General features: G+C 46.4%; 12 protein-coding genes. 3 read left to right on the top strand and 9 right to left on the bottom strand.

What is annotated here, in order from left to right:
• Nucleotides 1-116: 116 nt before the first annotated feature.
• The 4 genes from ptsP to aroA form a co-directional block, all read right to left on the bottom strand.
• Complete coding sequence (ptsP, locus tag MMB75_RS03230; protein WP_019687966.1) at nt 117-1,862, bottom strand: phosphoenolpyruvate--protein phosphotransferase; 1,746 nt, start codon at nt 1,860-1,862, stop codon at nt 117-119.
• A complete protein-coding gene (locus MMB75_RS03225) occupies nt 1,859-3,742 on the bottom strand; it encodes a glucose PTS transporter subunit IIA (protein ID WP_013371886.1) in 1,884 nt (627 codons plus the stop codon). Before MMB75_RS03225 ends, ptsP begins: the two co-directional genes overlap by 4 nt.
• A gap of 299 nt (nt 3,743-4,041) precedes the next feature.
• Nucleotides 4,042-4,476 carry a CoA-binding protein gene (locus tag MMB75_RS03220; protein ID WP_257126032.1) on the bottom strand — a complete coding sequence of 145 codons (435 nt, stop codon included), beginning with the start codon at nt 4,474-4,476 and terminating at the stop codon, nt 4,042-4,044.
• A 33-nt stretch (nt 4,477-4,509) separates the two neighbouring features.
• Nucleotides 4,510-5,802 (bottom strand): 3-phosphoshikimate 1-carboxyvinyltransferase, encoded by a 1,293-nt coding sequence (gene aroA / locus MMB75_RS03215; RefSeq protein ID WP_025365217.1) that lies wholly within the window; start codon nt 5,800-5,802, stop codon nt 4,510-4,512.
• Nucleotides 5,803-6,070: 268 nt separating this feature from the next.
• On the opposite strand from aroA, the gene MMB75_RS03210 reads away from it, so the two are divergent.
• Nucleotides 6,071-6,376: a rhodanese-like domain-containing protein gene (locus tag MMB75_RS03210; protein WP_013371889.1), complete on the top strand. Its 306-nt coding sequence runs from the start codon at nt 6,071-6,073 to the stop codon at nt 6,374-6,376.
• A gap of 245 nt (nt 6,377-6,621) precedes the next feature.
• Here the strand turns inward: MMB75_RS03210 and gndA are convergent, their stop codons facing one another.
• Together gndA and MMB75_RS03200 are read right to left on the bottom strand one after the other, a co-directional pair.
• Nucleotides 6,622-8,028: an NADP-dependent phosphogluconate dehydrogenase gene (gndA, locus tag MMB75_RS03205; protein WP_013371891.1), complete on the bottom strand. Its 1,407-nt coding sequence runs from the start codon at nt 8,026-8,028 to the stop codon at nt 6,622-6,624.
• A 173-nt stretch (nt 8,029-8,201) separates the two neighbouring features.
• Nucleotides 8,202-8,801 carry a hypothetical protein gene (locus MMB75_RS03200; protein WP_016822387.1) on the bottom strand — a complete coding sequence of 200 codons (600 nt, stop codon included), beginning with the start codon at nt 8,799-8,801 and terminating at the stop codon, nt 8,202-8,204.
• A gap of 279 nt (nt 8,802-9,080) precedes the next feature.
• Here MMB75_RS03200 and MMB75_RS03195 point away from each other — a divergent pair, with 279 nt between their 5' ends.
• Nucleotides 9,081-9,713: a YktB family protein gene (locus MMB75_RS03195; protein ID WP_151255859.1), complete on the top strand. Its 633-nt coding sequence runs from the start codon at nt 9,081-9,083 to the stop codon at nt 9,711-9,713.
• Nucleotides 9,714-9,756: 43 nt separating this feature from the next.
• Here MMB75_RS03195 and MMB75_RS03190 read toward each other — a convergent pair whose 3' ends face one another.
• Nucleotides 9,757-11,043, bottom strand: coding sequence for an MFS transporter (locus tag MMB75_RS03190; protein ID WP_016822390.1), 1,287 nt, complete (start codon nt 11,041-11,043; stop codon nt 9,757-9,759).
• A gap of 187 nt (nt 11,044-11,230) precedes the next feature.
• On the opposite strand from MMB75_RS03190, the gene MMB75_RS03185 reads away from it, so the two are divergent.
• Nucleotides 11,231-12,706, top strand: a complete 1,476-nt coding sequence (locus tag MMB75_RS03185) for an aminotransferase class I/II-fold pyridoxal phosphate-dependent enzyme (protein WP_016822391.1) — start codon at nt 11,231-11,233, stop codon at nt 12,704-12,706.
• Nucleotides 12,707-12,820: 114 nt separating this feature from the next.
• Here the strand turns inward: MMB75_RS03185 and MMB75_RS03180 are convergent, their stop codons facing one another.
• The gene (locus MMB75_RS03180; protein ID WP_007431055.1) at nt 12,821-13,126 is read right to left on the bottom strand and encodes a DUF1292 domain-containing protein; all 306 of its coding nucleotides are present in this window, start codon (nt 13,124-13,126) and stop codon (nt 12,821-12,823) included.
• Nucleotides 13,127-13,205: 79 nt separating this feature from the next.
• Entirely contained in the window at nt 13,206-13,763 is a 558-nt protein-coding gene (locus tag MMB75_RS03175; RefSeq protein ID WP_013371897.1) for a hypothetical protein, read from the bottom strand.
• Nucleotides 13,764-13,872: the final 109 nt, after the last annotated feature.

Below are 13,872 nucleotides of genomic sequence, written 5' to 3'. Positions count from 1 at the left end.
ACTTGAGTAACCCTTATCTATAGCTATATCGAAAAAGCACCTTCAAAACCACTTTATTCATGGTTTTGAAGGTGCTTTTTTGTACGAGCCAAGCTAAGCTTTCAGATTTTAAAGCATTACTGCCGCCCAGGTCCGGCCGGGGTGCAGCTGATATTAGCTGCAGTCAGCTTGTCTTCGATCGCTGCACCAGTAGACATGCCAAAGCAAGCACGAGCAACTGTCATCGCCTCAGATGCGGTCGTATTCAGCACACGATGCTTGACCCGCAATAAAGATTGGGGGGACATACTGAGCTGATGTATTCCTAGTTCCAGCCAAAGTGGAACGGATCGTTCATCTCCAGCCATCTCACCGCAGACACTCACATCAATTCCGGCTTGATGTGCCGCCTGTGCAGTCATGCGCAGCATTCGAAGTACAGCCGGGTGGTATGGATGGTACATATGCGCAATCTGCTCATTCATACGGTCCACAGCCAGCACATACTGAACTAGATCATTTGTTCCGATACTAAAAAAATCGGTTTCAGCTGCTAATAGATCCGCGATCATCGCCGCAGCCGGAACCTCAATCATAATTCCTCGCTGTATTTTGGGATTATAGGCAAGCCCTCTTGCATCCAGATCCGCCATAGCCTCCTTTAAAAGAACATCTGCCTGACGGACTTCCTCCACAGATGAGATCATCGGGTACATGACCTTGATATTCCCCGTTGCACTGGCTCGCAAAATTGCAGTCAATTGAGTTTTAAACATTTCCTTCCAATCCAAACTAATCCGTATAGCACGATAACCTAGAAAAGGATTTTCTTCCTCTGGGAGTTCAAGATAATCCAACGGCTTGTCGCCGCCGATATCCAATGTACGGATGACTACGGAGTGATTGCCTGCCTTTTCCGCTATTAGCCGATATACTTCATACTGTTCCTCTTCATCAGGAGCAGATTTGCGATCCATATATAAAAATTCCGTGCGGAACAGCCCCACACCCTGAGCTCCATGCTTCAAAGCGGCCTCCAGCTCTTTAACGGAGCTAATATTGGCCGCCAGCCTCAGCGTGGTTCCATCCTTGGTCACAGCTTCTACCGAAGCGAGTACCTGAAGCTGCTCTTTTCTGCGTCGCTGCTCGTCACGCAAAACGATATAGTGGTCTGTTACTGATTTTTCCGGATTTACATACACCCTGCCCAGGTCTCCGTCCACAACCATCATATCTCCGGTTTGAACGGGCAAATTCAAATTGCTCTCCAATCCTGAAACGAGTGGGATACCAAGCGCACGGGCCATAATCGCGGAATGCGATGTTTTACCACCATTCATAGTCACAATCCCCAACACGTAGCTGGGATTCAGGTGTGCCGATTGGGATGGCGAAAGCTCCTTGGCTACCAGAATATAGGGCTGTGTGTCGTTAGGAAGAGTCACTTCCGGTGCGCCCAGCAAATGCTTGAGCAGTCGGTTCCCCACATCCTTAATGTCGATTGCCCGCTCCTTCATATATTCATCATCCAGCAAATCAAACATGGTCACAAAATGATCAATAGCTTCCTTCACAGCCACCTCGGCCGCCTTATACTGACGCTGAATAATTCCGCTAATTTCATTCATGAATTCCGGATCTTCCAATATCGCAAGATGAGCATCAAAAATGCTGGATTCCTCCGGTCCCACCATCTCTCGAAACTCATCCTTAATAAACTGGATTTCACTTTTGGATGTACGTATCCCTTCATACAATCGTTCAAATTCCTTCGCTAGATCTACCGTATCCATTTTTTGATCTGGTAAATCCCATTCCCAGCTCGGCAGGACAAATGCCTTCCCGATGGCCACACCTGCTGCGGCGCCGATGCCTTCTATCATGTTTCTACCCCTCCAACATTCCTGTCATGCAGCACAACGGACATTACCGAGGCCTGACCTTTTTTCACTGTTTTAAACGGAGCAAAGCTCCACGACTTGACGCGATCCGGATTCGTGATGACCATAGGAGTCACCAGCGATGGAGCTTGCTCTCGTAGCGCCTGCAAATCAAATTTGATCAGCAATTGCCCCGGTTCCACCGTATCGCCTGCTTCTACCATAGCAGTAAAATTCCCTTTTAGCTGTGAAGTATCAATCCCGATGTGAAGCAGAACCTCAAGTCCTTCTCGTGTGGAGATGCCTAAAGCGTGCATGGTCGGATACAAATGCATCACAGTACCATACACCGGAGACACAAGTTCACCGCGTTCAGGAACAAAAGCAACACCGTCCCCAACCAGCTTCGTTGCAAAAATTTTGTCAGGCACTTCATGAATCGGTAGCATTTTTCCATGTACAGGAGCATTGAACAAAATTTGAGGAAGATCACGTTCCATCAACTTCGCAATTTCCTCACGGATCAGTTCTGAATATGTTCCAAATACGACTTGTAAATTACCCCCGCCCAGATTAATAAGCCCGGCCGATCCCAAAGCCTTCATTGCTCCGGTATCAATCAGCCTGTCATTGTGAACGGTCAGCCGTAAACGGGTAATGCAGGCCTCTACCTGCACAATATTCTCCTTCCCACCGAGTGCTTCCAAAATAAGTGGAGCACTGTAAGGAATATTACCGGCCCAATCCTCCAGAACTGAGCCTTCCTCGCGACCAGGGGTTGGAATACGGAACCGACGGATCGCCCATCGAAATAGTACATAATACACAAGTCCATATGCCACTCCGACTGGAATTAGTAACCAGGCGTTATGTGACAGATGGAAGTTAAGGACATAATCTATAAAGCCCGCCGAATATGAAAAGCCATGATGAATGTCCAGCTCAAAGGTAAGCCACATGGCCAGACCGGACATAACCGCATGAACGAGGAACAAATAAGGAGCAGCAAACAAAAAGGCAAACTCAATCTGTTCCGACACTCCGGTAAAAAAGCAGACCAATGCGGCCGTCAGAAACGTTTTCTGCACCTTTGGCTTCAAATCTTCACGAGCTTCCTGAATGATCGCTAACGCAATCGCAGGGATCGCAAACATCATAATGGGAAACAACCCAGACATGAAATAGCCCGCTGTCGGATCACCAGCAAAAAACCGGGGCAAATCCCCCTGCACAACGTTGCCAGACGGCGTTTTATATGTACCCAGTTGAAACCAAAATATATTATTAAGCAGATGATGAAGACCAAAAGCTGCCAATAATCGGTATAGAATACCGTAAATAAGCAGTCCAAAACCGCCCAAGCTCGATTCCAGGCCTACTATAAATTCCAGTCCTCGCTGGATCAGCGGAGCAATAATCAACATAAGCCCTGCAAATACAGCAGAGAACAGGCCAATAAGCAGCAGAACAAATCGGGTTCCCCCAAAAAACTGAAGCACTTCGGGCAACTTAATGCTTTTGAAGCGATTATAAGCCAAGCCTGAAATAATCCCCAAAATGATACCAATGAGCGTCGCTGGCTGAATGAGTCCGTTTCCAAATCTCAATGTGACCTGATCATATATAGCCATACCAGCCAATGCAGCCAGTCCCGCCTGACCTGCTTGATTCGACATACCCAGTGCAACACCCACCGCAAACAAATACGGCAAAAAATAAAAAATCCCGTGTCCCGCCGCATTTGCCATATCAGACACCATAGGAAATCCCCACGTGGCCCAAGGAAGGCTGCCGAGACTTAGCAATATTGCAGCTGCTGGTAGCACCATCGTCGGGAGCATGACAGCACGACCAAGCTGTTGTAAGGATCCGAGCCAATTCATGGCATTCCTCTCCCTTCTATCCCTGATGGTAAGCCGAATAAATACTTTTGTCAAAGCAATGGTTCCGTCAGCCAAAAATATTTATTTACGCTTTTACAGGTCATATAACTTATTACTCAGCGATAACCCTATGAATTTAACTAGACCCTATCATATTCCAAGCATACATACATTATATGGATTCCTGAAAGTATAATATACTGTATCATAGTTCTGATTTCACACCAAAAACCTTCAACCCTATGAAATAAGGGAAGAAGGTTTTTTTCATGCTCATATAGCATGATTCAGCGATGTGATTATCCTTTACGTACAGCTTGGGTCACTGAATCCTCCACCTTAATGCAACGATCCATAATAACCGTCATTCCATGCTCCTGCGCAATGTCAGCGGCTTCCTGGCTTATAATTCCCTGTTGCAGCCACAATATCTTAGCTCCAATAGCAGCGGCTTCACGCGCAACCTCTGCGCAGTATTCGCTACGCCGGAATACATTAACCAATTCAACGGGCTCTGGTACTTCAGCAAGACTGGCATAGCAAGTCTCTCCAAGAATCGTTTGTCCTGCGGCCGCAGGATTTACCGGAATAATCCGGTATTCCCGCTGTTGCATAGCATAAGAAACCATGTATGAGGTGCGGTCTGATTTATCAGACAAACCAACAACCGCAATATTGCCTACTTGTTCCAAAATATTCTTAATCTCTTCTCTGGACGGATTTTCAAAAGCCATTTTTTCTCCTCCTGTCTGCATCTTAACTTACCTTTATTTTACCCATTCTACAGAAGCACCAAGCGTCGTCAGATGGTCGAAATACTGTGGATACGATTTGGCGACATGATGCGCATCCTTGATCACTAGCGGCTTCTGCGCACGCAAACCTACAACCGTCAATGCCATAATGACACGGTGATCAAAATGCGCGTTGATTTCCACACCACCTTCGACACCCTCCGGTCTACCATGCACAATGATTTCCGCTTGACGTTCTTCTACCCGAGCTCCAGCCTTGCTCAATTCATTCAAATAATCGGTAATACGGTCACATTCCTTATACCGTAAATTTTCCACGTTATAGAAACGGGACGTACCTTCGGCAAATACAGCCGCAGCTACCATGGCAAGCACAGCGTCTGTCGCAGCATCACCGTCAAACTCGATGGCTTTCAATCGACCGTTCCCCTTTACGACAACGGTATCGTTCTCATGTGTCAGTGGCACTTCCATCATACGCAGCACGTCTACAATAGCACGTTCTCCCTGTTTGCTCTGTTCTTTAAGACGATGGATGGTTACATCGGAATTCGTTACTGCAGCCGCCGCCAGCACCGCAGCACTCCCTGGATAATCCCCTTGTACAGTATACGTACGTGGCTGATAGGATTGCCGACCCGGTACGCGGAAAGACATGTAGTCATCACTTGCATGAATGGTAATACCAGCCTCTTGCAATACCTCCAGCGTCTGCCCAATGACCACTTTGGATTTCAAATCATGCAGCACTTCAATTTCACTATCTTCCTCCAGTAGAGGTGTAAGGAACAACAGAGCGCTTAAATACTGTGAGCTAACCGAACCGGACACTTGGATTTTACCGCCCTTCGCCTGACCACCCTGAATACGTATTGGCAACTTGCCTTCACGATGATCTACTTTAACCCCCAGTTGGCCCAGTGCATCAATTAGATCATCATGGGGTCTTTTCCCCAAGGAGTCGGGATATGTATTCACAAATGTAACATCCGGACATAGGGACGCAATTCCCATCAAAAAACGGAGCACCGCTCCTGCATTGCCCACGTTCAGTTCCTTCACAGCTTGAGGATGGCTACCAAAACCTGTAATCACGATTTTTTCATCATCCTCTTCCAGCACTGCTCCCAGATCGGTGATACAACGACGCATAGCATCACTGTCTTCACTATGAGCTGGATAGTAAATAGTACTTTGCCCATCAGCTAGTGCAGCCGTTAGCAGATAACGAGTAGTGTAGTTTTTGGAGGACAAAGCCCCAATCTCTCCTTGCAGGGAAGGGGTAGGTCTAACGATAACATCCATATTATACATGCTCCTTTTCGATTCAAACCATCCTAGTTTACGTTAATTATACAAGTTGTAACGTTCATTTCTCCACCTAAAAAATAAGGAATATTCATCTAGGTCTGTCGAGGTTTAGCAACCTGGTTGACCAATCTTTATTTGATTTTTAGATTCAGGCTAATTGACAGCTTAGAGATCGCTTCGCTATCATACATAGAGAGTGTGACGTTTCTCACACGTCAACAATACAAATAGTACCCATTTACATTAGAAAAGAGGTCCAGCCATGACGCAAATCGCTCTGATTGAACCTTCTGAGCTTCGCGCACGCCTGCAAGCAGGAGAGCAATTGCAATTGATCGACGTCCGTGAAGCGGAAGAAGTAGCGGAAGGTATGATTGAAGGTGCCAAGCACATTCCGCTCGGACAGATTCCGGGCCGCCTTGAGGAAATTGAACGCACCGGTGAAATCATCTTTATTTGCCGGAGCGGTTATCGCAGTGAACGTGCCTGCGAATATTTGCAGCAGTTAGGTTACGAGGGTTGCACCAATATGACTGGTGGCATGCTGCAATGGTCACAGGAGCAGTAAAACAGCTAGTCTATAAAAGAGACGGGAATCTTCCGTCTCTTTTATTTAAACTCAAAGCTTAGACGCGGTAAAGCATTAAAACATCATACTTCTATCATACCATAGCGTCAAAAGATTACACAATCCTTTAGCGAATTCAACATTGTATCTAAAATACCAAATCAAAAACGGAAGCTTTTTCTACCCAGAGGGCAAAAAAGCTTCCGTTGTGTTACATACTGCATTCTTACATATTCGTCAGTTCATTAAAACCATTGATGATGGAATACGCCTTCTTTGTCCACACGCTTGAAAGTGTGTGCACCAAAGTAGTCACGTTGCGCTTGCAGCAGGTTTGCTGGCAAACGCTCCGTGCGATAGCTGTCATAGTAAGCAAGCGCGCTGGAGAAGCCAGGCACTGGAATACCTTGAGATACAGCCACGGAAATCACTTGACGCCATGCATCTTGATACGTTTCTACTACATTTTTGAAATAAGAGTCCAGCAATAGGTTTTTCAGAGCAGGATCACGGTCATACGCATCCTTGATGTTTTGCAGGAATTGCGAACGGATAATGCAACCACCGCGGAAGATCATTGCAATTTTTCCGTATTTCAAATCCCAATCATATTCATCGGAAGCTGCACGCATTTGTGCGAAACCTTGAGCATAAGACACAATTTTACTTGCGAACAGGGCTTTACGTACGCTTTCGATAAATTCTTTTTTGTCGCCGCTGAAGGATTCAGCTTTAGGACCGCTCAGCACTTTGCTTGCCGCAATACGCTCATCTTTCATAGCAGACAAGAAACGGGAGAATACGGACTCGGTAATCATGGACAATGGCACACCCAGATCCAGCGCGCTTTGGCTTGTCCATTTACCAGTACCTTTTTGACCTGCAGCATCCAAGATCACATCTACCATAGGCTTGCCTGTTTCAGCATCATACTGGGAGAAGATGTCAGCTGTAATTTCGATCAGATAGCTGTCCAGTTCACCTTTATTCCATTCTGTAAAGATTTCATGAAGTTCTTCCGCACTCACATTCAGGACTGATTTCAGCAAGTGATATGCTTCACCAATCAATTGCATGTCGCCGTACTCGATACCATTATGCACCATTTTTACATAGTGACCAGCACCGTCGGGACCGATATATGTACAGCATGGGTCGCCGTCCACTTTTGCAGAGATTGCAGTCAGAATCGGCTCTACGAGTTTGTAGGCACTTTCTTGTCCACCCGGCATAATGGCAGGACCATTCAAGGCACCTTCTTCACCACCGGATACGCCTGTACCAATAAAGCGAAGTCCTTTTTCCTCCAGCTCCTTGCTGCGGCGCTGTGTATCAGGGAAGTAGGCATTGCCTCCGTCTATAATAATGTCGCCCTTGTCCAGATGAGGCACAAGCTGTTCAATCGTGGCATCTGTAGCTTTACCAGCTTGAACCATGATTAGGATTTTACGGGGTGATTCCAGTGAGTTCACAAATTCTTCAATGGAGAAAGTACCCGTCAGTTTCTTACCTTCTGCTTCTTTGATAAGATCGTGCGTTTTTTCTGGAGAGCGGTTAAAAACCGAAACGGTGAAGCCTCTGCTCTCAATATTAAGGGCCAAGTTTTTACCCATTACCGCCAGGCCGATCACACCAATTTGCTGTTTTGCCATCTGGTTCCTCATCCTTTGCAACATATTTTGTATTCTATATCGCCGCTTTACCGCATTACACTTTATGTGAATCGGAACACGTGCACTTCTATTTTAACGTTTTTAGTGTCAGAAGTGAACCCCTGTCTAATCACAGATCAAAACACCCCATTTGCATGAGGTGTTCCGATGTACTACGCTTCCATCATCAGCAGTTGGTGAGATAGCGTTTGCAGGCGTTTGTGGCAATTCTCGATTTTAATCGTATCTTCCTCGGTCATGGCTGTGAACAGCTTCTCCAATTCATCATCCACTTCCATTTTGAGCAGCAGCAGCCGGGTTTCCCCTTCATTGGAAGCGTACATATCTTCCATTTCCTGAGCGGACAGCACGGGTCCTTTCTGATAAATAACACGCTGCTTAAAGCCAGTAACCTCGACCAGACGAATGACCTCGCCGAACAAAATATTTTCTACCAAGATATGATGATCCTTGACTCTTTTGACAATGGCATGACCTCGAGTACTTCCAATTAGCTTCTCCAACCACTCAGCCAGCTTGGCATCGCGGATTACATAATCTCCAGCCAGCTTATAGTGTCCTGTGCGCAATTGCTGAAAACGGAGCTTCACCAGCTTGCGCCCGGTTCTCACCGACAAAACCAGATACGACTCATCCTCGCTCCAGTACAGCGAATACCCTTCCGATATCAAATCCTTGATCAGATTATGGATATGCCGACGGCTAAACCGGAGCTCTAGATTGCAATATTCTACCTCACAGCCCTTGTTCACGGCATTCCCTCCTTTTTCAAGTCCGATTCAAGAAGTCCGGCTACAGCAAGCCTGCGGCTTTCCCGCTTGATCTTCCCTTGCTCTATTTTATACTTCATTTTATGTAAGGGTACTTGGTTATTTGACCTATTTTTATGAGTAACAGCGCACAATCCTACTTTTGCCTTATGTGCTTGTACCGAGCCTGGTCTAAAGACGGTCAAGCCCGCTGACATTATGCTATAATCGGACATAATACGCCACACGATATGGCTTAGCCTAGATACAGGAGGAATAGGAATGACATTCAGTGGATTTACTGCAAAGGACTTTGATGTTTTTGAAATACCAGGCTTGGAACCTCGCATGGAGGTGCTGATTCAGCAGGTTCGGCCCAAGTTGGAGGCGATTGGCGAGGAGCTAGCCCCCTTCCTGACGGACTTATGCGAGGAGCCCATGCACGTTCACGTGGCCAAGCATGCACGACGCAAGGTCAATCCCCCGATCGATACATGGGTAGCCTGGGCGGCAAATAAACGCGGGTATAAGGCGTTGCCGCATTTTGAGGTAGGTATGTTCGCTTCCCATATATTCGTCATATTCGCAGTCATTTATGAAAGTCCGAATAAAATCACATTTGCCCAGGCGCTTGAAGCCAACCTGAGCGATGTGCGATCTAACATACCAGGTCACTTTTACTGGTCCATGGATCATATGGCTCCACAAGGTACAGAACAGCAGCAAATGGACACTGAAGAGTTTCAAACCATCATTAATAAGCTGCAGCAGGTGAAAAAAGCAGAGGTCATGTGCGGGCTCCGCATTGATCGTAATGATCCTCTCGCTAGTGACGGAGCTGCGCTACTGCAGACAGTGCGTTCCACTTTTGAGCATTTGCTGCCACTGTACCGGATGTCTTTTCCAAAGGAATAGCTTCAGAATAAATGCGGCCCTGATCCACTTCTAAAAGCACCGTTCAAGCCTTAACAACGGTTTTTCTCCGTGGATTGCGCGCCAAAGCCAGATGGCAGCCAAACATGAGCAGCATCACGATCCCACTGATGATAAATGGAGCTGTGTGTCCAGCGCGGTCCCATAGCACTCCTGAAACGAGCGGACCAATAACCATGCCAGAGCCTTGGAGTGTTAAAAAAAAGCCCCATACTGTTGCACGCTCGCTTTCCGGAATCAGTTGGGCAAGAAACGTGTTCCATGCAGGCAAAATGAGCGCATATCCCAAGCCAATGATTGCTACGGATACAAACACAAGTGGGATGGTCTGTACTGTTGAAAAGAAAAATAGCGTGGTCCCGGCAAGCAAAAATCCGATGTGCAAAAAGTACTTGGTTCCAAGGCGATCCACCAGCTTGCCACAAGGGATCAATGCCAGCACAGTCACCCCACCGCCGGCAATCAGAAGCACGCTATACAAGTTCGGTGAAATTCCGAGATCCGTCCGCGCGTACAGCGTTAGCACAGGGCTGATCAAACCGATGACAAAGGACTGCAAAAACAGCGCAGGGTAAATTAACGGATTCACATTAAGCTTGGTTTTGAGCGTGCTGATCGTCTCCTGGATACCACTCAGCACTTGCCGCTTCTGCTTGGACTTCCCATCAGAAGATATGAGAGCGCTCTGTTCGAGGTCACCTTTGCCAGCAGACCTGTTCGTTCCAGGCAGCATAAGAGCAACCAGTAGTAATACAATACTGCATCCTATCAAAATCATGAACACCATACCGTAAGAGTGTCCGTAGTGGGATATGGCGAAGTTCATAACGAGTGGACCCAAGCCCGTTCCGCCCATGGACGCAATTTCCAGTGTTCCCATCGCTGCACCATTATTGTTATTAGGTCCGGACATTTCGGTCGTTCCGGTCATCACACACGGCCAGAGCGGAGATGTCCCCAGTCCTAGTAGCAGACACGCGATGACGAGCCACACAGGTTCCGTCAGTGCGCTTAGCATAATGATCGCTACAAGTGTAAACAACAACGCGGTTGACATCGTGCCACGGTAACCGAGCCGTTCAGCCATCCAGCCCGCCGGTGCCCGGAATGCATTGTCTCCGAAATACTGAAGCGAAAAGGCTAAACCGATAATTCCGGCCGACAGCCCCAACGTTTCTCCCATATATACCGGCAGGATCGATACCAGAAGAGATCCCTTCATAAATTCGACCAGAAACACCAGTATCCATAATTTGGCGAAAAAAGGAGTCCACAGCCCTTGCGAAGCTTTTTTTCGTCTAATTTGCTTCATCTATCCCACATCCTCCGCCTTTGTTTTTTGTCTATACATTCGGGGTTCTCCGCCTACTCCACTCTTTCGCAAATAAATGCGCCCTCAATCGCTTGCATTCCTACTTCAAACTGCTATACTCAATTTTGTTCTATTATCAATTGCACAGGATTGTCGAAATCCTGCATGAAAGGTTGTGACAACACTAATGAATCAAAGCAACACCCCGCTTTTTACTGCTTTGAAAAAGCATGCTCAGAGCAACCCGGTTCAATTTCACATCCCAGGTCATAAAAAGGGAGTGGGGGCAGATCGGGAATTTCGCGAATTTATGGGGGATAATGCTTTTTCCATAGATATGATCAATATCGCTCCATTGGACGATCTGCATCAGCCATCAGGCGTCATTGAAGAAGCTCAAAAGCTTGCAGCAGAAGCCTTCGGAGCTGATTATACTTATTACAGTGTACAGGGGACAAGCGGAGCCATTATCACCATGATTATGTCCATTTGTATGCCAGGTGATAAAATTATTGTACCCCGAAATATACACAAATCCATAATGTCTGCCATCATCTTCGCTGGTGCGAAGCCGGTATTCATTTCTCCGGTCAGTGATGAGAATCTCGGTATTCACCACGGGGTTACAACCAAGTCCGTACGCCGGGCATTGGAACGTCACCCTGACGCCAAGGGCGTCCTTGTCATCAACCCGACATATTACGGTGTGTGCGCCGATTTGAAGGAAATTGTAGATCTCGCTCACAGCTATAATGTGCCGGTCCTGGTCGATGAGGCTCACGGAGTACTGATTCATTTTCACGCTGATTTGCCGATGTCCGCCATGGAGGCGGGGGCAGACATGTCAGCTACAAGCGTTCACAAGCTGGGTGGTTCTTTGACTCAAAGCTCGATACTAAATGTAAATACAAAAAACGGATTCGTTAATCCGCAGCGTGTACAAACTATTTTCAGTATGCTGACAACGACGTCCACTTCGTACATTCTGCTGGCTTCGTTGGACACATCCCGACGCAATTTGGCCCTTAACGGCCATGAAATCGCACAACGTGCTCTGGAATTAGCTGAATATTGCCGCGCAGAGGTCAACAAAATCGAAGGGCTATATTGCTTTGGCAGTGAAATTCTTGGCACGGAAGCTACCTATGATTATGATCCGACCAAAGTGACGGTTCATATTCGCCATTTAGGCCTTACCGGATATGATGTGGAAAATTGGCTGAGAGATCACTACAATATCGAAGTTGAGCTTAGCGATATGTATAATATTCTCTGTTTGGTGACTCCTGGTGATACCAAAGAGGAAATTGACATTTTATTAAAAGCTTTGCGCGAGCTGGCTTCACTGCACTATTCCACAGGTCAGCAGCATGAGCTGGTTGTAAAGATACCGGATATACCGCAGCTCTCCCTCATTCCGAGAGACGCTTTTTACGGAGATACGGAAATCGTACCCTTCAAGGAATCTGCTGGCCGTATCATTGCAGAATTCATTTATGTATATCCACCAGGCATCCCAATCCTATTGCCGGGCGAAGTTATTTCGCAGGACAATATTGATTATATTGTAGATCATGTGGAAGTAGGCCTGCCTGTTAAAGGACCTGAGGATCGAACGGTACATCAGGTGAAGGTTATCGTTGAAACTGACGCTATTTCTTAAACAATGATCTGTTAGCATCTGCATGCAAAAAAATGTTGATGGTCAACAAAAAAAGCCCCCATTCGGGGGCTTTTCTAGTGTTTTGAAGAGCAAGAGCAGCTGCTGTATCCAATCTTATTCGTATTGGGCAACAAGCTCGCTATAAGCTGCTTCTACACGCTTCCACTCATCTTCGTCCTCAATATTGTAAAGCACCATTTCTTCGTTTTCTTCTTCCATACGAAGAATGATACCATCCGCTTCGGGATTGCCACGCTCAAGCAACAGAGCATACACGTGATCTTCTACGTCAAAGGTCTCTACCAGCACCATTTCTACATCTTTGCCATTTTCATCAGTTAGCGTAAGAACCATTTCTTCATGTTCGTGGTCATGATCGTGGTTGCAGGCTTCACCGTGTTCATGTTTGTGATCACTCATGGAAATACCTACCTTCAAATTGTTTTATTTTCCCTCGTATCGTAACATGATCAAGAGTGCAGGTCAATTTGTGGTATGCCTAATTTATCGCTGTAATGACTTTTTCGGATACCAGTGTATAACTACCGTCTTTACTTTCTTTAATGTAGAAACCGACTCGATAGTTCCCTGCTGTTTTGAAATCATACGTAAAGTCGTTCGTACGGAACCAGAAGTTATCCTTTTGCGCTCCTTTGATATCTTGGGACTGAATATCCTTTACATTGCCCGAAGGGTCGGTAATCGCTACTTTCACTCCGGAGATATCTGTTTTCAGGGTATCAATTTGGCTGAAAACATTAAACTTCACTTTGTTACCTTTATTCACGTTACCAAACACAGTATCTCCCTTGAACAGGAACATATGCACGTTTGGCTGGTCGAAGACAACTTTTCCACCAGAGGGATCAAAATTTACAAGCCCGTTAAAGTCACGGATAGGCACATAAGTTTTCCCATCAATGACAACTGCGCCATCTTTTGACACTTCTCCGTTAATAATCAACTGCACTTGGTCCTTGGCGGACTCCGCCGAAATGACGGTCCCTCCCATTATTGAAAAGGCCATCACTAGGGCCATCACTTTTCTCCATTTCATACTACATATCCCTCCATCGTTATCTGTTAAAAACCATCTGTCGTACATTTATACCTAGCTCAGCCGCACAAGTTGCGCTGTGTTTCACAAATTGTCCAAAGTTTTTACA

This window comes from Paenibacillus sp. P2(2022), assembly GCF_029522175.1.
Taxonomy (GTDB): Bacteria; Bacillota; Bacilli; order Paenibacillales; family Paenibacillaceae; genus Paenibacillus; species Paenibacillus polymyxa.
This window is presented reverse-complemented; position numbering and strand designations above follow the sequence as displayed.